Raw genomic sequence first — 23,015 nt, 5'->3', positions numbered from 1 at the left:
GTTCAGGAACGCTGCACCGATGTCCTCAATCGCCTAACCTTTAATACGAATCTTGGCAGTGCAAGCATCCGTTTCCACCGTGAAGGTTGCTGGATAAGTCGGTACAACCATTCAAGACGCATCTTTTGCCAGAAAACCGGGGCGCGGTTCACCTTACCCGCAAGTACATCAAAGCTCCCCCCAACTCCCATGAATAACCCTTTATTGAATAACGCATAGTGCCTGGAAACCCATTTTTCCTGCCTAGGGAACCCCAATGCAGTCAAAATGATGTCAGGTTCAAGTTCCGCTATCGACTTAGGCAGGGTATCATCCTTGATATCAATGTAACCATGATTGTATCCGACCAACTCGAGACCCGGGTATAGTTCTTTTACTTTCTGGGCCGCCGCTTCAATCACGTTTTCCTCCGCTCCAAGCATGTATACCTTCAGCGCTCTTTCATCAGCGACCCGAAATAATTCATTCATCAAGTCGAATCCTGTAATCCGCTCTTGTAAAGGTTGATTTAGCCATTTAGAGGCCATAATAATACCAACGCCATCCGGAGTGATGTAATCAGCAGATAAAATTATGTCTTTATAATCCTGATGTTCATTTGCATACTCAACTATTTCCGGATTTGCCGTAACGACAAACGTTTTTTCCTGATTCATCAATCTTGGATATATCATTCCATTCATGAATTCATCCATATTGCTATCAATGAATGGTATGGATAGTATCTCAACAAACTTTTCTGTCATTTCACTTCAGCCTTTCATATGTACTATACATCTAAAGGGTGGGGTATTATTCAAGAAATTTTTTCATACACATCATAGAACGTGATTTTTGATTCAAAGGTGGTTAATCAATTGAAGTTTCTAGAAAAACAATCGTTACCCATTCTATTACTGTGCCTGCTCGTCCCATCTGCAGTGCCTCACCCTATCGCCGGTTACTTGGCAACGGCGTTGATGCTCGTTTTTATCGGTATAAATAAAAAAAACCTGTTATTAATTCTATTCATTTATTTCCCTGCCCGTCCCTTATTTATGGAACTGAATAGCGGCTTAACCTATACAGGTGACCTGATCATCCTCACCTTATTCATTTCTTTGCTTATTGAAAGATTCAAAAAGAACGAATGGCAATTTTCGAAATATCATTTTACTGCGCCATTTTGGTTGTTTTGTTTAATTGGCGCCGCAGCTGGACTCATGAACGGAGTGGGAATCCTCCCCATCATATTTGAACTTCGTGCATTGCTTATCACATTCTTGCTTCTTTACATTATCGGTGAATTAAATCTAGAAAGAAAGGATATCTTTCGCTTTTTGAAGGTAATGCTAATATTTACAATGTTACTTTGCCTGCATGGCATAGTGGAGAAAATCTTTTCTCGTACGATCCTGCTTCCACACTCATGGGAAATGTGGAATCTTTCGCCGACAAACCGGATGAGGATTTATGGAGCACCTGCCAATCCCAATGTATTCGCCTTATTCTTAAGCATTCAGTTATTCCTTAGTTTCTTTCTATTTCAGTCGATGAAAAAATATAAATGGATCGTCTTTCTTGCTGCCATCCTGTTTTCCGGAACGTTACTGCTTACCTATTCACGGGGCACGATGATTGCATTCGGGTTCGCGGCGCTTGTCTTTATGATATGGACCAGAAATAAACCATTCTTCAAATATGCTGTAGGAGCATTTTGTCTCGGCCTGCTTCTTATTTATTACCCAACGTTATTTGCATCAAGTAAAGTGGAGGTATCCGCATCGATTCCCATGGAAAATGTGATAATCGGCAGCACCCCCTCTACTGAACACGAACATGCACTTTCCAATCGTTTTTCAGATATGTTCTCTGATAAGACACTGCACCAGAGTACAGAGTGGGGCCGGTTATATGTCCTGATCAAGGGAATTGAGATTTTCAAAGATCACCCGATAATCGGTACAGGGTTAGCAACCTTCGGAGATTCTGCCACACTATCCTTTTCCTCACCAATTTATCGGGAATATCAAATTGGTGAAAAGATGTATACCGACAATCAATATATCCAGATTCTGGTGCAAACTGGTGTGCTGGGCTTTCTTGCGGTTCTTGCATTCATCTTTTTCACCTGCCGTACAATCCTGAAATCGGAAAATACTTTGGCAGCGTTCACCATCTGCCTGATGTTGGCCGCATTATTAGCAGGACTTTTCTACAATATTCTCGAAGATAAAACGTTTACGCTGATATTTTATAGTTGTTTAGGATTCTGTTTACAGAAGGACATCATATTAAAGGATTGAAAATATGCCTACTCTTTCACATGTCATTAAATCGGTCGGGCTCGTCACTATTATTGCTGCCATTGGAAAAGTCCTCGGATTCGGGCGGGAATCGATCATAGCCGCCTATTTCGGGGCATCATCGATGGCAGATGTTTTTTTCGTGGCAAGCCTTATACCAACCATTCTTTTTACGGCTATCGGCAGCGGTCTTCAGGCCGGCGTTATCCCCATTTACTTGGAAAAGAAGGCGGATAACCCGTTGAAAGCTGATGAATTCATCAGTGTTTTAGGATCTTTCTTTATGCTGGTTGCCGGAATCCTGACCATTGCCTGCATGATTTTCATAAAGCCGCTCGTCATGTTGACGGCCCCGGGTTTCTCTGATTCGGAACTGGTCCTGACGGAGTCACTGACCCGGATCATGCTGCCAAGTTTACTATTTTTCACGCTTTCTTACATGGCGACGGGGGTCCTCAATGCGAATAAGCGTTTTATTCTGCCAGCACTCACTTCAACTGCACAAAACACGGTAATTATCGCAGCCACCGTATTGTTGGCTGCTCCGTTTGGGATTGAAGGGTTGGCTTGGGGGTTTGTGCTCGGTGCAGCAAGCCAGTTCCTTATCCAATACCCCTCATTGAAGCTGTACGGAATCCGGCCCATCGTCTCTTTCCTGCCTCATAAACGGCAGATCGCACAAACACTGTACACCTTTTATCCAATCATTATCGCCGCTTTGGCGATCCAGTTGAATAGTGTCGTCGATCGGATTATTGCGACCTCGCTCGAAACCGGAAGCGTATCGGCCTTGAACTATGCCAATCGCCTGCTTTGGCTGCCATTAAGCATTGTCCTCACGCCGCTGATTACCGTATTGTACCCTTCAATCGTCGAGCGTGCGCTTATAGGCTATCAATCTTTCCTTAATTTGACCTTAAAGGGGTTGAAATCGCTGTTATTTTTAGCGATTCCGTTCATGGTCGTCATGTTAATCAGCGGAAACAGCTTAATCACTCTAGCTTTCCAACGCGGGGCTTTCGATGCTTCAGCAACCGAAATGACTTATAGGGCATTCGTCTTTTATTCTGCCTGCCTCCCATTCTTTGCACTGAGGGATTATTTGATGAACGCTTTCTACGCCTTGAAGAAAACGAAAGTGGCGATGTATTCCTGCCTGATTGCCGTATTGCTTAACGTCCTGCTCAGCTGGGTCCTATCACGTTATCTCGGCGTCGGCGGAATCGCTTTAGCATCGGGTATTTCCATGCTCCTGCAATCTCTCTACCTTTTCGTCTACCTATGGCTGAAGACAGCAAGAGCGGACAAGGCCGCTTTCAGGGATGTTTTTCAGGAAAGCAGCAAGCTTACCATCATCGGAACCGTCATTTACGGAATGGCTCTCTGGGTCCACCCTCTTACCCTAAAGTTGCCCATCATCATGGAATTAGTGATCATCTCGCTGCTAGTATTCGGACTATATCTCGCATTATCCATTCTTTTTAAAGTAAGCAGCCTGCAAGCTCTGAAAAGAATCAGATCATCAAATTAATGCATTAGAAGAAGGAGTGCCACTATGGACATTTTAATCACAACGATTTTCAACTACCCTCATGAAGGAGGGCTATCGAGTCATATCACTACGTTAAAAAAGGGGTTAATTTCACGGGGCCATAATGTGGACATTTTATCTTTCTCTCAATTACACCCTTTCAAGAGGAAAATGCTCGCCCAGGCCCCAGGATTTTTATTAAATAAAGTAAAACAGGGTAGCGGCCAGCTTTTCAATGACCGGCAACGCCAAAAATTGTTGGCTTCATCTATTAAAGCCTTGAAAAAGAACTATGATGTCATTAATGCTCAAGACATTTTCGCAACGCTTGCCTCCATCGAATCCGGGATACCGACGGTGCAAACCGTCCATGGGTATTATTCATTCGAGGCAGTCAGCAGGGGCGCCCTTCTTCCGGATAGTGAAGAAGATTTGATCATTCGCGAACTAGAAAGGAATGCTTATCAGTCCGCTGCAAAAGTAGTGACGGTCGATCAAAGGATCAAAGACTATATCAATCATTTGGCACATATAGAAGCGGATACGATCAAGAACTTCATTGACGTGTCTGCTTTCAAACCCGAAAGCGCAAAGCGGGAGCAAACTCGCCGGGACTTTCAAATACCGCTACATAAAAAGATGCTTTTCGTTCCGAGAAGAATGACGGAAAAGAACGGTGTCATATACCCGCTTCTTTCTCTGCCGGAGGTGCTGGAAAACCATCCTGAAACAGTATTGGTCTATGCAGGTACGGGTGAACAGCGAAGCCGGCTCGAGGAAACCGCAGCCAGGCTCAAAATATCAGATTCCGTACTTTTTCTCGGTTCAGTGCCGTTCGAGAAAATGCATAACCTCTATGAAGCATCGGACATCGTACTCATCCCAAGCGTTCATTCCCACGGGGTGGAAGAAGCGACTTCCATTTCTGCTTTAGAAGCGATGAGTTGCCGCTCACCCGTCATCGCAAGCGCAATCGGAGGTTTAAAGGAGATTCTCATTGATGGAGAAGATGGTCTGTTAGTAGCGGAAAAAAATGAAGACGCACTTGCACAAGCCATCTCCAACCTGCTTAATGATCCTGAATATGCAGCAAATTTAGCTGCGAAAGCAAGATATAAAATGGAAAGCGAATACTCCCACCTTTCAGCTGCCGAGCGGTTTGAGAAAGCTTATGAAAAAGTGCTTAACTAAAAAAAGCAGACCCGTAGCCCGGGTCTGCTTTTCACTTTCATACCAGTGCAGAACTGCGCCTTTTCATTTGTTCTTCACGGTATTTTTTCTGTTCTTGTTTAGACATGGCGTTATATTCTTTTAAGAATGCTTCATATTGCGGCATTACTTCGTTCATGGCACCATATGCCTTTAACTCTCCATATTCAAGCCATAAAGCCTTTTGGCAAAATTTCTTCATCTGACCGATTGAATGGCTGACAAAGAACATCGTTTTTCCTTTTGCCTTAAATTCGTTCATTTTCTCTAAACACTTCTCAGCAAAGTTTTTATCCCCGACTGATAAGGCTTCATCAATAATCAGGATATCTGGATCGATATGCACGGAAATGGAAAAACCAAGCCTGGACTTCATGCCGCTTGAGTAGGATTTCACCGGTTGGTCAATGAACTTACCAAGTTCCGAAAACTCAATGATCTCAGGCTCAAGTTCTTTGATCCGATTTTTATCGAATCCGAGCATCAGCATTTTCAGTTCGATGTTTTCTCTGCCCGTCAACTGATTATTCAGGCCCGATGCAACGGCAATCAAAGCCGTTTTCCCGTTAGTTTGGACATTTCCGTCCGTGGGTGGGATGATGCCTGCAATAATATTGGACAATGTGGACTTACCTGACCCGTTGACCCCGACAAATCCTATTACATCGCCCTTTTCCGCTTCAAAACTTACATTCCTCAGAGCAAAGTACTCTTCCCCATAGCTTTTGGGCAAAAGAAGATCCAATAATTTTTCCGAGTTTTTATTATATAATTTATATTTTTTCGTTATATCTTTGACAATTACCGATTTTTCCAATTTTTCTCACTTCCAGTTTACTTAAAGTCAACAAAGCGATCTCTAAACCTGACATGCAGCGAGGAACCTATCAAAAATAAGATGATAACGACTGCCCAGAAATAAAGGGTATATTCCCAATGCGCTATTAGATACCATGATTCCCCCAACAATGAAGCCCGATACCCTTCCACAATATAATATAGCGGATTCAGCTTCATGATGTTTAGTATGATAGGGTGCTCCTTAGCATCCAATACCCAAAGGATTGGTGTTAAATAAAACAAGACTTTCATTAAGGACACGATTATATTATGAACGTCACGAATAATGGTTGATAATGTTGAAGAGATTAACCCAATTGAAAATAATAGCAAGACCGTCGCGGCAACATAATACGGCAGTTGTATGATATAAACTGTTGGAAGGTATCCAGTAAAACCTAATAGGATGATGATGACTCCCAGCAGCATGATATGCTGATACAACTTGGCAAAGATGACGTACGATGGAATTACACTCATCGGAAAGCTCATCTTGGATACCATATTCAGTCGGGAATAGACGGATTTGGACGTTTGGGTTATCGAAGGATTCACAAAGAACCAGACAACGATCCCTGCCATCAGCCATGGAAGGAAATTTTCCCCGCGATTTAGGATTATAAATCCGAATACAAACCAATAAATCGCAATCTGTATCATTGGATTGATGATTTCCCATAAGACTCCCAGGTAGTTATTGCTGTTGGCACTTTTCATCTCATAAACAGATAAACGCCTTACCAAATAAAAATTATTGATTTGTTCTTTTAAAACGGTCAAAGCTGAACTCATAAATTACACAGACCTTCCTAAAAACACTTTTTCTACGACACGGCGTGAAGCCTGGCCATCCTCGAGTGCACAAAACCGCTCGTGAAAATGATTGATATCATTGGTATTTTCATATTTCATCGTCTTGATACTATCAATGACCGCATCAGATGTTTTGACTAACAAACCAGGTGCACTCTTTTCGAAATCAAAGTAAAAACCGCGAAGCTTGTCCCTGTAATTTTCAATATCATATACATAGAAAAGCATCGGACGCTGTAAATTTGCGTAATCAAAGAATACGGAGGAATAATCAGTTATTAATAAATCCGAAATAAGATACAAATGACTAATATCTTCGTAACTGGATAAATCATAAGCGAATCCTTGATACGCCGATAAATCCAAGTTCTCGGAAACCAAGTAATGAAGACGGAGCAAAATGACATACTCCTCCCCCAATTCCTGTTTCATTCGATTCAGATCGAGTTTTATTTCAAACTTATATTTTCCCTTGCTATAAAACTCATCGTCCCTCCAAGTTGGTGCATATAAAACGATTCTTTTCTCTATTGGTATACCCAACTTCTGTTTCAATGAGTCGATTGTATCACGATTATTCCCATTGTAAAGTATATCATTGCGAGGATAACCGGTTTCCAGAATTTTAGCAGTATCGACATTGAAGGCACGTGCAAAAATTTCACTTGAATAAGCGTTCGGTGAAATTAAATAATCCCATTTACTTGATTCGGCATGGAAATTTTCTTTATATTTATCCGTCGTTGTTCCAGGCATATGAACCTCATTCATATCCGCCGCAAGTTTCTTTAATGGAGTACCATGCCACGTTTGCAGATAGATCGTGTGCTTCGGCTTCGGAATCCAAAGCGGGAGCCTGCTGTTCGTTACCCAATACTGGGCTCTTGTCATTTTGAGCAACCAACTAAATGAAAAGCGATTGAGATATGGGATGCCTGCCTCTTCGAAATGAGCTGTATATCTTTTATCTACGCTCCAATACATTTTATATTCAGGATGGTTACTCTGCAAGTATTCATAAATCGCCCGGGGATTGCAGCTATACTGCTTGCCCAAAAAGCTCTCAAAAATAACCAGCTTCCGGTCCACTGGCAATACTGTCCCCACCAATGCAAAGGCCATTTTATATCCTCTTAAAATAATTGCTTTAGCCTTATTTTTAACTAGCGATAGAAAGGAAGGTCTCTTTGAGGTTTGTATTTTTTCATTTGACATATCCGATCTCCCTTTTTATTGATTAATGATAAGTGAACCATGTTAATAAATCGAATTAAAAATAAGCTCGCCCAATAGAAGGGAGAGCTTATTTTTGGTGTGCTTCTAACAGCTACTCCAAAGACTTTATTGCCAGTCCCAAATTATTTGCCACTGTTGTATAAAACTCCACATTTTTCTTATTATAAGTCATCTTATTTTTCAGGATCCTTTTAATATTCACCAATTGATAATCATTGTAGCGAATGAACAACGTAAATAAGGACTTTTCCATTTTATCAATTTCATCCAATGAAACAGTGAAATGGCCTCTATTACCTTCTATTTGAACTCCGCAATTGATTTCATTGTCGATTCTTGTCCTATCACGTATCAATACAGAATCTATGTTGTTTATATCATCACCATAAATCTCAAAACTTTGGTGGTAGACATTATCCATAATATAAGAATCCAGTGCACGGGCAAGCATCGGTATCCTGACAAAGCGATATTCACCTTCCAGAAATGGAAGTTCGTAATAAGGTAAACCATCTTTTATATGATATTTTTTATTGGACTCTCGCTTCAACCATTCAAACAACTTTATGAAATCACCAACACGATCCTCCATGAATAATTCAAGTGCCAATTTATAAATAGGTACTTTAAATTCATTCTTGAAGTCATATGACAAGTTTTTCGCAGTTTCGACAGCTTCCTTTAATATTTCTATAAAATCTTCTTTATTCTTGGCTTTCACAAAGGTTTGACTGTCGAACGTTTTTACAATATCGTACTCATAAATCCGGTTAAGAGCCACCTTTTTCAATTCAATGGCAATATCCTTGGATTGAATATACTTTATTATTTCAATATCCGCTTTCCTTTTGTCCAACACATTCGTGACACGTGTTAAAGAAGAGGGGTTTTCAGACGTTCTATTGACATAATAAATAGGTTTTTTAGTAGTTGATACTGCTCTAACTTTAAAGAAAACATCAGTAAAAAACCATTTATCCTCACCGAATTTCATATTCGGAAAACCAATTTCATTTTCTTTAACCATAGGCAGATTCATCATCCTTGCCGTTGGACCCATATGATAAAAAAAGTGCGGAACATCCAGAGGGGTGATGCTTCTTCTTTCTTTAATGGAAGCAAACTCACCGATGACGCTCTCTGACCCGGATTCGACTTTTACCGTTTTGCCCACCACATAATCATCACCGGTTTCCTCCAGGATGTTATAGAGGCTTTCCAATCCATCATGTGCAAGCCAGTCATCCGCGTCTAAAAAAGTTATATATTTGGATGTTCCCAATTCTATTCCAATGTTTCTCGGAGTTCCGGGTGACCCATTATTTTCTTGAAGGGTAACTGAACAGATATTCTTATATTTGGCTGCATACTCTTGAATGATTTTATTGGTGCCATCTGTCGAACAATCATCAATAATGATGTATTCAATCTGATCAATACCGATGGTTTGATTGATTACTGATTCAATCGTTTTTCTGATGAATTTTTCAGCATTATATGCAGCAGTGACTACCGTGACTTTTTTTTCTTTTCCTAAAAATTTATTTCTTAAGCTTACAGGACTATTTTTCAATTGAATATTACCGCTCTTTAAAAGTTCTCTCGCTTTTTGACGTACCAAGAAATTCATACGATTCCTCTCTCCTTTTATGTCTAGAGGTAACATAGACGTTTCGACTTGGGCAGCCAAATTCACCAGTTACTTAAGCAACAATACCCTTTATTTTAGGAATCAATCATTAAAAAATTTATCCACGATTCTCCGGGTAGCTTTACCGTCCTCTATTCCACAATACTTCTCTCTAAATAAACCATATCTTTCTTTATATTGCATGTTTATATCATCGATATTGGTAATAGTTTCGATAATCTCCTCAGTTGTACTTAAAAATGGACCTGGTGCTTCCTTTTCAAAATCCATATAGAATCCACGGATGTTATCTCGGTAATCTTCCAAATCATAAGTGTAGTACAAAATCGGCCGAGCAGTATTAGCAAAATCGAACATTACTGAAGAATAATCCGTGATCAATATATCAGAAATCAGGTAAAGTTCCTGAATATCTGAATAATTGGATACATTTATCACGAAATCCTCAAATTCACTCGGGATGCTGAGATTATTACTTATAACAACATGCATCCTTAACAACAGGATATATTCATCCCCTAATTCTTCCTTCATTCTTTCCAAATCAAATTTCAGTTCGAAAATGAATTTATTGTTTTTTGAAGTTTGATTATCCCGGAATGTAGGAGCATATAAGATGACTTTTTTTCCTTTTGGTATCTTCAGTTTTTCCATCACTGACTTGGAAATCATTGAAGCATCTTCCCTGTAAAACAAATCATTTCTTGGATATCCCGTTTCTAAAATTTCCCCTTCATACTTGAAAGCGCTTCTGAATGCATTGGATGCGTATGGACTTGGTGATATTAAATAATCCCAAGTTCTCGTTGCACCATGCACTCGATCTAAGTACCCATCGTCTCTTCCCTGAATATTATCTATATCAAATAGCATTTTTTTCAAAGGGGTACCATGCCAAGTCTGGATATATGTCGTTTCCTTCCTTTTGCTTAAATAGGTAGGGAAGTTTTGATTATTTATCCAATAACCTGCTTTGGCTAAATAATAATAGTATTCCGGACTTAAGCGTTTAATCAGCTTTGTATTCTTACCTTTTATTGGTAAATTACCATTATACACCCAAACTTTTTTATATTTATTATCCCTTTTGACCAGTTCTTCATAAATATACTTCGGGCTATCGGCGAATTGCTTCCCTATCCCACTTTCAAAAAGAATAAGGTTCCGGTCAACCGGGATAACCTTGGACATGATTTTATAAACCTTTTTCATGACAGGGAAATACTTATCACTTTTCCTGAACCGATTCATAATGAGTTTCGATATCGGATGGTTATATAATTTAATTATTGAATTTTGATCTTTTTCTGCATTTTGAATCACTTCGAATATCCTTGAATTAGAATGGACATCGCGATATTTAATAAAACGATTGGCCTTATCCATATACTTTTTCTTCATGACAAAATCAGTGTTGGCATATTCGGCTAATACACCTAACAATTCATCCAATTCATCAACGATTTCACCCGGAAGATCGTTATCCAAATCCAAATGTGACGGTCTTTTCCCTATGAAACGGTCTCTATCAAATTGATAGTAAATTACCGGTTTATGCAGGAAACTAAAATCAAACGCTACACTTGAATAGTCCGTGATCATAATCGCGCTTTCCTTAATTAATCTTTGGACATCCACTTCACCCTGACTGATCACCCTGACAGGGGCATCCTTGAAATAAGACGTGAACTTCTGCATATTAGGGTGAAGGCAAAAAATGATTTCGAATCCATTGTTTTTAGATAACTCATGTAAAACCGGGTGATTCACTAATTTCTGATACCTTTCAAAATACTCGCTTTCCAAAAAGATTTCATCGGATGTAATCCAATCTCTCCATGTTGGAATGATCAATAATTGCCGCTTAGTTAAAACATCATCCTTGAACAGCGAGTCGAACCTCGAAAGTCCCGTCGTGAATACTTCTTTTTCGTTGTATCCAAAATCTGTTACAATCATATCCTTTTCGAAATCTGAACTTACCAGAAAAACATCCGTACTAAAGCCTGAGACTGCATTTTTCCCGTAGTTTGCCACCATATTCTTCGTGCCCATAACACCATGTTGAAGAAATACCTTAACTCCCTTAACACGATTTTTAAATTCAGAAGTTCTTAAAGGATATAAATAATCCGGATGATGTGATGAAATGATACGGGTCGATTCCATAGTCTTTTTAATATGATCCTTTGATTTGAAATAAAGTATATTTCCAAAGGGCTCGACGTTCTTGGCTTCCACTGAATTTTCTTCTATTACATAATACACTTCTTTTTCTGGGTGATTTTCCCTCATATATTTAAAAAAGTGATATCCGGTATCCTGGGCTTTATACGTTCTTTCTCCAATTAGCCAGACATCCTTTTTCTTTTTAAATAAGGCCAAAAACCGCCTCCACCCCATCATCCTTTTTAAATATCGATAACTTTCCGTAGAGAAGTTAAACACTTCCAATGATAAATTGGATGCTTTAAAGGTATAGTATGGATTGACGATAGCAACTCCATTATTCGAGCTGACATCGGTCTCTTTAGTAAATAATTTAGTTCTGGTGGTTGGTCTTCCGACGCGTACCATTTTCGGCTCTTCCTGATCATGTAAATGTAATTTCATGTAAATGTCATATACATCATCTTCCAAATCCGCACTGACTAATTGTTCTAAATCCACTCTCAAATCATATATATAACGATTCAGTCCATATTTCTTAATATTCATTTCCTTATTATGAATAAAAGAGATATTTGCCTGATATTCTTTGTCACTTTGTCTTCCTTTTACAAGGCCCTCACCTTTTATGATCCTTGAATGCTTGGTGAAAATTTGACCATTAATTTGCATGGCCTTCGATTTGCTTTTGATTTTTTCAATTTGAGACTTAATCGAAATTTTAGGGGTTTTATTGAAGTAAAGAGATAAATTCCCTTTATTTGTTATAGTGAATATACTTTGTTTATCTTCATAGTTATAAATACTCAAATTGTTCATGTGCGTTTCCTGGAAACGCCCTAGACGAATTGGATATTCGATATTAACCTGTTCGTTCTCTTCTACATATTCAGCTTTATGCTCGATACTAAGTATCGCTTTTTTGCTCAGCTTTTCAACTGGAACGGAAACCTTTATATAACAGTCATAAACAGTCGGTTCATCACCGTCTAATTTCCGCATTAAATCTTTCAAATCTACTTTAAACTCAAATTTAGATGAACTCACCGACTCAGCTATTTTTATTTTTTGATCTTCGTAATCCCTAGAAAATAACCATAGTTCTTTTGCGCAATAATGTTCTATTGAAAATTCACCTTTTATCAACAGTGTATCTTTCTCTTGCGCAATGGTCAGAACTTGTTTCAGCTTAATTTTAGGAGTTTTTTTTGCTTTCCCTTTTCCAAGAAGCTTTTTAATCATTTTAGACCACCTATTACAATTTATTTAAATAAAAACGAATCATTCAATGTACATTAAAATCATAAACTTTTTTGGGTTTTTCCTCAATATCATTAAACAGACAGGCGAACTGCCCATATATTTACTATAAATCCTCTAATGAACAAAAAAAGACAATATTGGTTAGTACATAGTCGAAAACGAACATACTAAAACTTAAAAACATTCGTAAATATAAGACTTCCAAGGAGGTACTGCCGTTCTTCCATGTTGCCAGAATGGAAAGGGAATAGCAAAAACAATTCTCTTTATTGCAAAGAAGTCTTCATGACATCAAAGTTAACGCTTTCAAATCAATACTTGCACTTCATTAATTGGATACTTAAAAAATGTTAGGCGATAGATTTATGGCCAATACATGCCCATCATCTGTCCTTCATACAATTCTGTCGCTTCACCTTCACTATTAGAAAACAGGGATTAATGAAGCTCCTCTAGTTGTTCTCTCCTAAACGTGGTAAAATTGTGAATGGCTTATTCTGATTGCAGCAAGAATATGAAATTTTTCTTATCAATCGTTCATCAGCTTACTTTAAGTAAAGTGAAGAGAAGTTATTTTTAAATACCATTCAGTATAAACCATACATTCATATAGACACCTTATTATGCCCTACAAAATAGTCAACATTTAATTTTAGCTTAAAAAATAATATTTACAATAATCATCAATGTAAAAATTGTGGTTTATTTGTAAAAAAATTGTGGTTTATTTGTAAAGCTATTAAGTTATAATTAGTTAGAGAATGTCATTGCCTAAAAATATAGGAAAACAACAAGCAGAAATTTAAATGCCAGTTGCCTGTTTTATTGTTCCATTTCATATTCTAATAGACCAAATATATATTAATTTGATTGAATAACAGTTTAAGAGTCTTAAAGGAGGAATAAAGATGAAGAAAGTAATCACTTACGGAACCTTTGATTTGCTTCATTGGGGTCATATCAATCTATTAAAACGCGCTAAAGATTTAGGGGATTATCTGATCGTTGCCATTTCCACGGATGAATTCAATGCTTTAAAAGATAAAAAAGCTTATCATAGCTTTGAAAACAGAAAAATGATCCTTGAATCAATCCGCTATGTGGATGAAGTCATACCGGAAGACAATTGGGAACAAAAGAGGGAAGACATCGTTCGTGAAGGTGTAGATATCTTTGTAATGGGCGATGACTGGAAAGGCCAATTCGATGAATTATCCGAAGTTTGTGAAGTGGTCTACCTTCCAAGAACTATCGGCATTTCGACTTCCCAAATTAAAGATGACCTTTTACAAGTTACTAATGGCTAAAGAATTCGCGATAGGGATTTATCTTTTTTGTTTCAAAGTTTTATTCTCTATCTTTAAACTTTTCCCTTTATATGACAAAACGACCTTTGTCACATCATTCGGGGACAATTGCCAATATATCGCAGATGAAATGGACAAGCAGGACATTTCCGTTCAAAAAGTATTTTTAATGAAATCGAGCAGTTCCATGCAAGTTAAGGACGATGGGGAAACCATCGTCCTTCCGTTTGAATCAAAAAATATCATGGCCATGATCCGATCGATTTATCATCTGGCTACATCAAAATGGATCATCATCGATAATTATTTTGGCTTTCTTTCAGCCATTGCATTCAAAAAGCAAGTGACATGTGTCCAAGTGTGGCATGCAGCCGGTGCCGTTAAGCAATTCGGGGCAAAAGACCCTTCCATTCAAAACCGCTCAGCCGGTGCAAGGAAAAGATTTTTTGAGGTATATAACAAATTCGATTATGTTACGGCAGGTTCAGAGAGAATGGCCGAGATTTTTCAAGAAAGTTTTCAACTGCCGGCATCGCATATCCTAAGGACCGGGATACCTCGGACCGACTTCTTTTTCAATGATGAATCAAAAAGAAATGCCCGCAATGCTTTGCTGGACAGGTATCCAGAACTTGAGCATAAGAAAATCATGCTGTATGCCCCTACATTCCGTAATGACGGTTTGAACAGCGGAGAGATTGCACTTGATTTGGAATTGCTCTACGAGGAACTTCAGGGCGAAAATTATGCGTTATTACTAAAACTGCATCCAGCAGTTAAAGCAGAGCATGATTTACAAGATAAATTCCCGGGATTCATTTATCCTGTCGATAGTGAATTTCATGTTAACCAACTGCTTATCAGTACGGATCTTTTAATAACCGATTACTCATCGATACCATTTGAATTCTCTTTCTTGGAAAGACCCATGGTATTCTTTGCATATGACTTAGAAAAGTATGTGCAGGAACGGGGATTCTGGGAGGATTACTCCTCTTCCATGCCCGGACCCGTGGTATCTACCACAGTAGAGCTCTTAAAGAAAATCCGTGCCGCTGATCATTCATTACTGAAGATCGCTTCCTTTAACCAAAAATGGAATGAATACTCCACAGGAAATTCAAGCAGGAATTTAGTCGATTTCCTTTTTAAATAAAAAACCCACTTCGTTTTACGAAGTGGGTTTTTTATTTTTTAAACGGAAATGCGCATCCAAAAACAGGGTTATTTTTACATATAATTACAAAAAAACGCAAAACCCCTCAATGTGAAAAAAGACTCACAATATAGAAAATATTGTAGATTACATTACTCAAGGTTCACCAATATAAACCAGTAAAATACTACTATTTTCCCCTTGTAACAAAAATGTAATATGTTTAAACCTGTTTATTTTGTTAGAATAGGGAAAAAGACATATTAGAGGTGGAAAATTGTGAAAAAAAGTGTTGTCGCATTTTCGACATTAGCCATTTTATCTTCGACTTTTGTTTCTCCTGCCCTTGCCGGTACATATACTGTCAAAAGCGGTGATAACTTAAGTAAAATCGCCCAGAAGCATCATACGACGGTAAAAGACTTAAAACAGCTTAATAACTTAAAATCAGACTTTTTGAAAATCAATCAAAAATTAATTACACCCAACTCCAAAACAACATCCAATGCTTCTTCAGTTTCCGTGAAAAAAACAAAGAAAACCACATATACCATTGTTTCAGGTGATACCTTAACCAGGATAGCAAACAAGCATAACCTTACACTTGCTGAATTGATGAAACTGAATAACTTAAAATCCGATAGAATTTATGCAGGTAACAAACTTATCGTATCTAAATCAACCACTACCACTACCATTGATTTACCCGGCAGCTCCAAACCGTCCAATGTTACACAGACCCCAGTCAATTCGTCTACATACATTGTGGTAAAAGGTGACACTCTTTCCAAGATATCCAGAAAAACCAACTTGACTGTAACTCAGCTTAAATCAATCAACTCTTTAAAGTCCGATTTAATCAGAGTGGGTCAAAAGCTAAAACTAAGTAAATCGGCAAGTACTGCCCCAGCGGATAAAAACGATGAGGGAAAAGTGGAAGCCCCAAGTTCGGGGAACAAAGTGGCCAAGCTCGTTTCCGAAGCAAAAAAATTAATTGGTACACCATATTCATGGGCGGGTTCCTCCCCATCAGGTTTCGATTGCAGCGGATTCATTTACTATACATTCAAGAAGGCTGGGTATGACGTGCCGAGGCTTTCATCTTCCACATATTATGATATGGGTAAAAAGGTTACTTCACCGAAAAGCGGCGATCTTATCTTCTTTGCAACGGGTTCCAATAAATCAGTGATAAGCCACATGGGAATCTACTTGGGCGGCGGGGAATTCATTCATGCCTCATCAAGCAAGGGAGTAACGATCAGTACTACTTCAAACTCTTATTTCAAGAGTAAAATCATCGGTTATAGAAGTCTATAAGATTTAATTGCCAGACTTTCCCTTAAAGTCTGGCAATTTCATGTAAAAGAATCATAGCATCCTTTTCAGAGGTTACTATTAACGAAACATTCTAATGTTGTACTAACGAAGGAATTCGGTTTCTCTAGAATCCTTCGTTTTTTTGGATAAAAAATGGTAAATATGCACTCTAACTACAAAAAGAAACTATTCTATTTTTGACAAAAAAAAGGTATAGTTAAAAATACCGACTAGGTACTTTTTCACACCTTCCATTTTGTGGGATGGTTAAGGGAGGAATATAAAATGAGATCCGAACATAAAAAAAAGAAAAAGAAACGCAAAACGTTTAAAATAATCGGCTTCACCCTTTTAATCCTTTTCATTGGCGCAGGTGTTTATGGCGCTTCAGTTTATCAATCATTAGCCGGTGCGATCAGCACTATGCAGGGGACAGCCCATAAAACGGATAAACGGGTAGAGGACATCAAGTTCAAGAGCAAAGATCCATTTTCATTGCTGATTCTTGGTGTGGATGAAAGAGAAAATGACTCAGGCCGATCAGATACGATGATTGTCATGACGGTTAATCCTAAAAAAGAATCGATCGAGTTATTGAGTTTACCGAGGGATACGCGTACAGAGATCATCGGTAAAGGTATAAATGATAAAATGAACCATGCCTATGCATATGGCGGAGTTGCCATGTCGATAAATACAGTGGAAGCCTATTTGGATATTCCGATTGATTATTACGTCAAAATGAATATGGAAGGCTTTCAGGATATTGTGAATGCTGTTGGTGGCGTCACAGTCGATAATGATATGGACCTTGCCTATAAAGGCTATACTTTCAATAAAGGCACAATAGACTTAAATGGTAAAGAGGCCTTGATTTATTCCCGAATCCGTAAGGAAGATCCCCGCGGGGATTATGGACGGCAAATGCGGCAACGCCAGGTTATCCAAGCTGTCATGAAAAAAGGGTCAAGCCTATCGACACTTACCAATTATGACGATATATTCGAAGCTTTAGGTAAAAACGTGGAAACCAATTTAAGTTTCAATGAAATGTTGAGCATCCAAAATAACTACAAATCATCCCTCAAAAATATTGAACAATATACACTTGAAGGTGACAATCAACGGGTAGATGGCGTTTGGTACAACATCGTTCCGGAAGATACAAAGCTTGAAGCCCAAAATCGTGTGAAAACGCATTTGGGATTATAAGAAAAAAGAGGATGGCTTTTATCAGTCATCCTCTTTTTTTTCACCTTTTTTCTCTTCCTTCATTTGTTTAAAGTAATCAGAACGTATCACTTGATCACTCAGATCAATCTCCTTTTGGTCTTCAGGTGAAAATTCTTCGACCTTACCTTCCCCATTTATTTTCATTTGAGTACCATAATCCCCTTTTAATATCAAAGCATCACCATTTTCGCCATTCAGCATGCTCTCTCCAAAGTATGAAGAACTCTTAATATTGAACAGATCATATAGAGTTGGTAAAATATCAATTTGGCCCGCTACCTTATCAATCGTTCTCCCTTTCATATCCTCCTGATAAATGATCACAGGAATTGGCATATATTTTTCAATCCACTCTTCATCGCTAATTTTACTACCGTAATAAGCTTCTACCTCGTGTTTATCTTTTAAAAATAGCCCATCATGATCTCCGTAAATGACAATCACGCTGTCTTTCAATTTCCCGTCATCCTTCAACCTCTTTACGAAATCCCCGATGGCTGAATCTGTATAATGAATTGCTTCAAAATATTTAGTCAGGTAACTGTTCTCTTTTCCAACTTCAGACTTCAATGTTATCTGTTCCTTTGGCAGTGAAAAAGGTACATGGCTGGTCAATGTAACGAAAAAAGCGTAATAGGGATTTTGTTTATCTTTTAGGAAATCATAGCTTTGATTGAAGAAACTGCGGTCTCCCAACCCCATCGAAATCATCTCATCTTGCGACATATCCTCTATGGAAAGATAGTCATCAAACCCTAGCGAGGGATATGCATGCTGCCTATTCCAAAAGTCTTCTTCATCTCCGTGGAAAGCAAAACTTTGATAATCCGACTTTTTTAATTCCTTAGCAAGACCCGGAAAATCATTATATGGGAATCGAAAAAAGGTCGCACCCTGCTTTAAAGGAAATAATCCGGTATTCACGATAAGCTCTCCGTCAGATGAATTCCCAAATACCGTCTGTGGATAAACATGGGGGAAGTACAACCCACCTTTCGCCAGTTCATTCATGAATGGCGTGACCTCCTGCCCGGCACTGCTTTGAAATAGCGGAAACGCCTGTAAAGATTCCACCTGGATGATAATGAGATTCTTCCCCTCCAAGGAGCCTGAATGCCCGTTTCCCTTTCTTTTCTTTTTATTGAAGTAATCAGAAACGGCCATCTTTTCTTGTGAAGACATTCCATGCCTTCCCGAGTCAGTAAAGTAGGCATACGTATCCAATGCGTGATGACCGATCGGGCCCCAGTTTCGCAAGAAGGTATTTGCCTCATAACGCCTGGTTATATCTACTTTGTCGATAAAGATGTTCTTGACCGGCTTCAAACCTGCTATCATCAGGAATATTACGACCGGAACGAGTGCCATATGCTTGAGGGGGTATTTTTTCTTCACAAATGACTCAGCAATTGGAATGCCTGCCAGAAGAAAGATTGCATCCTTCATTTCCATCATACTGAATATACTTTCACCCAGCCCATTCAGATTGCTTTTTTGCATCCACATATAGGATGTTATAGGTGTCGAATAATAACGGTAAAACCAGATGTCCCCAAGGAAAAAGACCATGATCGAAAGAAGGAAAACTGAAAAAATGATGCCCTTTACGATTTGATTCGGTATCCATTCCTTCAGATAAACAATAAAACCGGCAACACCGATGATTATCGTAATTATCCCAATAGAAAGATCGTTACCCATCCTATCATTCGTATAAATGAAAAGTATGGCCACGATTGAGAATGACAATAACTCAAATAGTCTCTCCTTCAATCGTTGATTACGGTTATTCTTCATGCTCCTGCCACTTTCCTCTTCATTATTTCCAAGCCTTAGTTAAGCCTGATTGCGGAAGATTACTTATAAATATTACTTAGCGTTGCCATTTATGAGAAATTGCACACAGAAAACGGCATAAATATTTGGCACTAATGACTTCCTTTATAAACAAAAAGCCTTCATCACTAACAGGATGAGGGCTTTGCTTTGGATCTCCGGCAAAATAGCTGCCGGTTGCCGCTAGACTCATGCGGGTACTTCCCTATTATCTCTTCCATTCGAAAGCAATCTTCCAACCTTCATCAGGAATCGATTCCGCCAACATATCCCCTTCCTCGAATAAGAAACGCCAGGGGATGCTTGAAAGTGCTGGAAGCTCACCAAGCTCTGAAAGATCGAATGCCCTTTTTGCGAGGAATTTTCCATCTCCATCAACTAACAGTAAATCCACGATATCAAAACTGACAGCTTTCTCTATTGAATTTCGTAGAAAAGCCTCTATGATTACATCATCTTCCACCCTAGTCAGCTTGATGCCGGATAATGAAATTTGGTTCGGTTTTAATGCAGGAAGCCTTTGATGGTGGAATTTATATACATATTCCTCTTGCTTGGAAACTTCCCACCCCTTGTGAAACATCAAGGAAGTATGAACGGTGTCATCCTGATCTGATAACTTTTGTGTATTATCCCTTTTTTCTAATAAACTCATCACTCCTCACCCTCCAAAGCAGCTTCATCTTCCTGATTGCTATTCATATATTCCATAAAGCGGATGCTTATCTCCGACTCAATTTTACTTAATAGAAGGTTAAATTGATTGAGAGCTTCTTTTTCAAACAACGTATATGGGTCCTGCTGACCATATCCGCTTAAACCAACGCCTTCCTTCACACTGTTCATTTGATCCAGGTGGTTCATCCAATTTGTATCGATATGCTGCAGCATGAAAGCGCACAACTGGTTTCCCCATTCTGCATCGTCCTGAAAGATCACCAATCTCGATTCCAATTCACCTAAAGCATCCAACGCTTTTCCTTGGATCTGGCCATCTAAATCCTGCAAATCACTTGCCTGCCAACCTAACGACTGGAAAACAGGGGAAAGCTCTTCAATTAAGGCAGAGGAATCAGGTTCCATCATAAGTTCAGGGGAATATTTAACTGTGAGCCGAGTAATGTATTTTTTGATATATTCAAGTAAAATGGCCGACATCCGTTCAGGCTCCATTTCAAGAATACGCTCTCTCATTGCATAGATGATTTTACTCTGCTCATTTAATGCATGCTCTAACTTTAATAAATGGTAACGGCTTGATTGATGCATTTGCTCTACCGTTTCCTGAACCAATTTAACGAATTTATCGGGTGCAGGGCTCAGCACCAATCCATTTTCATCCGTTTTGATTTTCTTGATATAACGTCCGATTTCTTCTTCATCATAGTAATCAAACAAATCATCTTCCAAAGAAATGATAAATTGTGTTGAACCAGGATCCCCCTGCCGGCCGGAACGTCCTCTTAGCTGCATATCGATCCGACGGCTCTCGTGTCGCTCCGTACCGATAATATGAAGGCCGCCCAATTCCTTGACATCATTTCCAAGTATTATATCCGTTCCTCTACCAGCCATGTTCGTAGCCAGCATCACTTGATTTTTTTGCCCGGCATTCGCGATGATTTCCGCTTCATCCTCTTCCGTCTTCGCATTAAGGATTTGATGTTTAATTCTCCACTTCTCTAGTTGAACCGAAATTTTTTCAGATTGCTCAATGGAGGTCGTCCCGATCAGAATGGGTCTGCCTCCATCATGAATCCGTTTTACTTCCGTGACGATTTTGTTGATTTTGCTTGTTTCATCTTTATAAATCAAATCAACCTCATCAACTCGAATAATAGGCTCATTAGTTGGAATTTCAATGACTGGGAGCTGATATATTTCCCAGAATTCAGACTTGGATGGCATGGCACTGCCTGTCATCCCAGACATTGAATGATATAATCGAAAATAATTTTGGACAGTAATCATAGCCTGTGTTTCATTCTCTTCGGAAATCTCCAAGCCCTCTTTTGCCTCAATCGCTTGATGAAGCCCTTCACTGAAACTTCGCCCTTCCATCACCCTGCCTGTGAATTTATCGATGATTGCAATCTTTTCATCGACGACAATGTAGTCGACATCCAATTTCATGATTGCATGGGCTTTTACCGCCTGTGTAACATTATGTAATAGCTCTTGATGCTCCATTCCATACAGATTGTCGATACCAAAGGCCGCTTCAATCCTGGAAGCCCCTTGATCCGTGAAAAAGACGGACTTTGAATCGATGTAAATCTCGTAATCCTCATTTTCTACAAATGACTTCATGATTTGTGCCGTGATCTGGTGAAGCTCGGTTCCATAGCTTGCCCTGCCCGCAATGATTAATGGTGTCCTCGCTTCATCAATCAAGATGCTGTCAATCTCATCGACAATGGCAAATCGGTGTCCTCTTTGAACCTTGTCTTCTTTTCGGTAGACCATATTATCACGCAAATAATCAAAACCGAACTCTGTTGCCGTCCCATATGTGATATCTGCGGCATACGCATTACGTTTTGCAGAAGTCCCCATTTGGGAAATGTTCAAACCAACCGTCAGTCCTAGATATTCTAGAATTTTTCCCATCAACTCTTTATCACGTCTGGCCAAATATTCATTGGCCGTAATAATATGCACACCATTACCGTACAGTGCATGTAAATAGCTAGGCAAAGTGGAGACAAGCGTCTTCCCCTCGCCCGTATTCATTTGTGCAATGCCCCCTTCACTCAGGACAAAACCGCCTGCAATCTGAACATCATGGTGCCTAAGATTCAATACTCGCTTGGAAGCCTCCCTCACGACCGCAAAAGCTTCGGCTTGTATATCCAATATATTGTCACCAGCATCCAATACGCTTTTAAATTTATCCTTCATTCCGCTTAATTCCAGATCTGAATATCTTTCATATTTACCCTCTAGCCGATTCACTTCTTCTACCAACTTATAAATTCTCTTCAAGTCTTTAGAACCTTCTTTGAAGAACTTTTTCATACTGGATAGCATAGGGTTCTCTCTCCTATTATTTGAATTGACCTTTAGTGAAATTATATCAGTTAAGTATTTACTGTTTATAAATTATCAACTTCATATTGTAATTATATAGAAATTCTTTCTTTTTTTGAAAGATAAATTACGCAAA

Annotated in this window: 16 protein-coding genes and 1 pseudogene; 7 read left to right on the top strand and 10 right to left on the bottom strand. The window is 38.9% G+C overall.

Features of this window, described 5'->3' with window-relative positions:
- Positions 1-2: 2 nt before the first annotated feature.
- Positions 3-746 carry a WecB/TagA/CpsF family glycosyltransferase gene (locus tag ACQKMF_RS12660; RefSeq protein WP_427573522.1) on the bottom strand — a complete coding sequence of 248 codons (744 nt, stop codon included), beginning with the start codon at positions 744-746 and terminating at the stop codon, positions 3-5.
- 111 nt (positions 747-857) lie between these two features.
- Here ACQKMF_RS12660 and ACQKMF_RS12655 point away from each other — a divergent pair, with 111 nt between their 5' ends.
- From ACQKMF_RS12655 to ACQKMF_RS12645, 3 genes are read left to right on the top strand one after another with little or no spacing between them, the layout of a single operon-like run.
- Positions 858-2,285 carry an O-antigen ligase family protein gene (locus tag ACQKMF_RS12655; RefSeq protein WP_427573519.1) on the top strand — a complete coding sequence of 476 codons (1,428 nt, stop codon included), beginning with the start codon at positions 858-860 and terminating at the stop codon, positions 2,283-2,285.
- Positions 2,286-2,289: 4 nt separating this feature from the next.
- On the top strand, positions 2,290-3,816 hold the full coding sequence (gene murJ, locus ACQKMF_RS12650) for a murein biosynthesis integral membrane protein MurJ (protein ID WP_402943436.1): 1,527 nt from the start codon (positions 2,290-2,292) through the stop codon (positions 3,814-3,816).
- Positions 3,817-3,840: 24 nt separating this feature from the next.
- Positions 3,841-5,007, top strand: coding sequence for a glycosyltransferase family 4 protein (locus ACQKMF_RS12645; RefSeq protein WP_427573515.1), 1,167 nt, complete (start codon positions 3,841-3,843; stop codon positions 5,005-5,007).
- 37 nt (positions 5,008-5,044) lie between these two features.
- On the opposite strand, the gene tagH is transcribed toward ACQKMF_RS12645, so the two are convergent.
- The 5 genes and pseudogenes from tagH to ACQKMF_RS12620 form a co-directional block, all read right to left on the bottom strand.
- Positions 5,045-5,842, bottom strand: coding sequence for a teichoic acids export ABC transporter ATP-binding subunit TagH (gene tagH, locus ACQKMF_RS12640; protein WP_101223779.1), 798 nt, complete (start codon positions 5,840-5,842; stop codon positions 5,045-5,047).
- A 17-nt stretch (positions 5,843-5,859) separates the two neighbouring features.
- Positions 5,860-6,657: an ABC transporter permease gene (locus tag ACQKMF_RS12635; RefSeq protein WP_402943430.1), complete on the bottom strand. Its 798-nt coding sequence runs from the start codon at positions 6,655-6,657 to the stop codon at positions 5,860-5,862.
- A gap of 3 nt (positions 6,658-6,660) precedes the next feature.
- Positions 6,661-7,866, bottom strand: a pseudogene (locus ACQKMF_RS12630) (CDP-glycerol glycerophosphotransferase family protein); the annotation flags it as partial.
- 139 nt (positions 7,867-8,005) lie between these two features.
- Positions 8,006-9,544 carry a glycosyltransferase family 2 protein gene (locus tag ACQKMF_RS12625; protein WP_402943427.1) on the bottom strand — a complete coding sequence of 513 codons (1,539 nt, stop codon included), beginning with the start codon at positions 9,542-9,544 and terminating at the stop codon, positions 8,006-8,008.
- A 102-nt stretch (positions 9,545-9,646) separates the two neighbouring features.
- Positions 9,647-12,976, bottom strand: coding sequence for a CDP-glycerol glycerophosphotransferase family protein (locus tag ACQKMF_RS12620; RefSeq protein WP_427573510.1), 3,330 nt, complete (start codon positions 12,974-12,976; stop codon positions 9,647-9,649).
- A gap of 929 nt (positions 12,977-13,905) precedes the next feature.
- Between ACQKMF_RS12620 and tagD the strand changes: the two genes are divergently transcribed.
- The 4 genes from tagD (at position 13,906) to ACQKMF_RS12600 (ending at position 17,992) form a co-directional block, all read left to right on the top strand.
- Positions 13,906-14,304, top strand: a complete 399-nt coding sequence (tagD, locus tag ACQKMF_RS12615; protein ID WP_057278149.1) for a glycerol-3-phosphate cytidylyltransferase — start codon at positions 13,906-13,908, stop codon at positions 14,302-14,304.
- On the top strand, positions 14,297-15,460 hold the full coding sequence (locus tag ACQKMF_RS12610; RefSeq protein ID WP_427573507.1) for a CDP-glycerol glycerophosphotransferase family protein: 1,164 nt from the start codon (positions 14,297-14,299) through the stop codon (positions 15,458-15,460). The genes tagD and ACQKMF_RS12610 overlap by 8 nt, the downstream gene beginning before the upstream one ends.
- A gap of 279 nt (positions 15,461-15,739) precedes the next feature.
- Entirely contained in the window at positions 15,740-16,780 is a 1,041-nt protein-coding gene (locus ACQKMF_RS12605; protein ID WP_101223785.1) for a LysM peptidoglycan-binding domain-containing protein, read from the top strand.
- Between the two features lie 285 nt (positions 16,781-17,065).
- Positions 17,066-17,992, top strand: a complete 927-nt coding sequence (locus tag ACQKMF_RS12600; protein ID WP_101223786.1) for an LCP family protein — start codon at positions 17,066-17,068, stop codon at positions 17,990-17,992.
- Between the two features lie 21 nt (positions 17,993-18,013).
- Here the strand turns inward: ACQKMF_RS12600 and ACQKMF_RS12595 are convergent, their stop codons facing one another.
- From ACQKMF_RS12595 to secA, 4 genes are all read right to left on the bottom strand, one after another.
- Positions 18,014-19,810 (bottom strand): LTA synthase family protein, encoded by a 1,797-nt coding sequence (locus ACQKMF_RS12595; protein ID WP_402943421.1) that lies wholly within the window; start codon positions 19,808-19,810, stop codon positions 18,014-18,016.
- Positions 19,811-19,886: 76 nt separating this feature from the next.
- Positions 19,887-20,042 carry a hypothetical protein gene (locus ACQKMF_RS12590; protein ID WP_157831066.1) on the bottom strand — a complete coding sequence of 52 codons (156 nt, stop codon included), beginning with the start codon at positions 20,040-20,042 and terminating at the stop codon, positions 19,887-19,889.
- A gap of 15 nt (positions 20,043-20,057) precedes the next feature.
- A complete protein-coding gene (locus tag ACQKMF_RS12585; RefSeq protein WP_402944035.1) occupies positions 20,058-20,504 on the bottom strand; it encodes an SLAP domain-containing protein in 447 nt (148 codons plus the stop codon).
- Positions 20,504-22,879: a preprotein translocase subunit SecA gene (gene secA, locus ACQKMF_RS12580; RefSeq protein WP_427573501.1), complete on the bottom strand. Its 2,376-nt coding sequence runs from the start codon at positions 22,877-22,879 to the stop codon at positions 20,504-20,506. Before secA ends, ACQKMF_RS12585 begins: the two co-directional genes overlap by 1 nt.
- Between the last annotated feature and the right edge of the window lie 136 nt (positions 22,880-23,015).

It is taken from the genome of Peribacillus sp. NPDC101480 (genome assembly GCF_050277335.1).
GTDB lineage: Bacteria > Bacillota > Bacilli > Bacillales > DSM-1321 > Peribacillus.
Note: the sequence above shows the minus strand (reverse complement) of the source record. Positions and strands in the feature narration are given on the sequence as shown.

What these genes read in the sequence shown, in the direction of transcription:
- ACQKMF_RS12660 (WP_427573522.1), bottom strand. Translation starts at nt 746, where the DNA reads ATGACAGAAAAGTTTGTTGAGATACTATCCATACCATTCATTGATAGC.
- murJ (WP_402943436.1), top strand. Translation starts at nt 2,290, where the DNA reads ATGCCTACTCTTTCACATGTCATTAAATCGGTCGGGCTCGTCACTATT.
- ACQKMF_RS12645 (WP_427573515.1), top strand. Translation starts at nt 3,841, where the DNA reads ATGGACATTTTAATCACAACGATTTTCAACTACCCTCATGAAGGAGGG.
- ACQKMF_RS12635 (WP_402943430.1), bottom strand. Translation starts at nt 6,657, where the DNA reads ATGAGTTCAGCTTTGACCGTTTTAAAAGAACAAATCAATAATTTTTAT.
- ACQKMF_RS12625 (WP_402943427.1), bottom strand. Translation starts at nt 9,544, where the DNA reads ATGAATTTCTTGGTACGTCAAAAAGCGAGAGAACTTTTAAAGAGCGGT.
- ACQKMF_RS12620 (WP_427573510.1), bottom strand. Translation starts at nt 12,976, where the DNA reads ATGATTAAAAAGCTTCTTGGAAAAGGGAAAGCAAAAAAAACTCCTAAA.
- tagD (WP_057278149.1), top strand. Translation starts at nt 13,906, where the DNA reads ATGAAGAAAGTAATCACTTACGGAACCTTTGATTTGCTTCATTGGGGT.
- ACQKMF_RS12610 (WP_427573507.1), top strand. Translation starts at nt 14,297, where the DNA reads ATGGCTAAAGAATTCGCGATAGGGATTTATCTTTTTTGTTTCAAAGTT.
- ACQKMF_RS12600 (WP_101223786.1), top strand. Translation starts at nt 17,066, where the DNA reads ATGAGATCCGAACATAAAAAAAAGAAAAAGAAACGCAAAACGTTTAAA.
- ACQKMF_RS12595 (WP_402943421.1), bottom strand. Translation starts at nt 19,810, where the DNA reads ATGAAGAATAACCGTAATCAACGATTGAAGGAGAGACTATTTGAGTTA.
- ACQKMF_RS12590 (WP_157831066.1), bottom strand. Translation starts at nt 20,042, where the DNA reads ATGAGTCTAGCGGCAACCGGCAGCTATTTTGCCGGAGATCCAAAGCAA.
- ACQKMF_RS12585 (WP_402944035.1), bottom strand. Translation starts at nt 20,504, where the DNA reads ATGAGTTTATTAGAAAAAAGGGATAATACACAAAAGTTATCAGATCAG.
- secA (WP_427573501.1), bottom strand. Translation starts at nt 22,879, where the DNA reads ATGCTATCCAGTATGAAAAAGTTCTTCAAAGAAGGTTCTAAAGACTTG.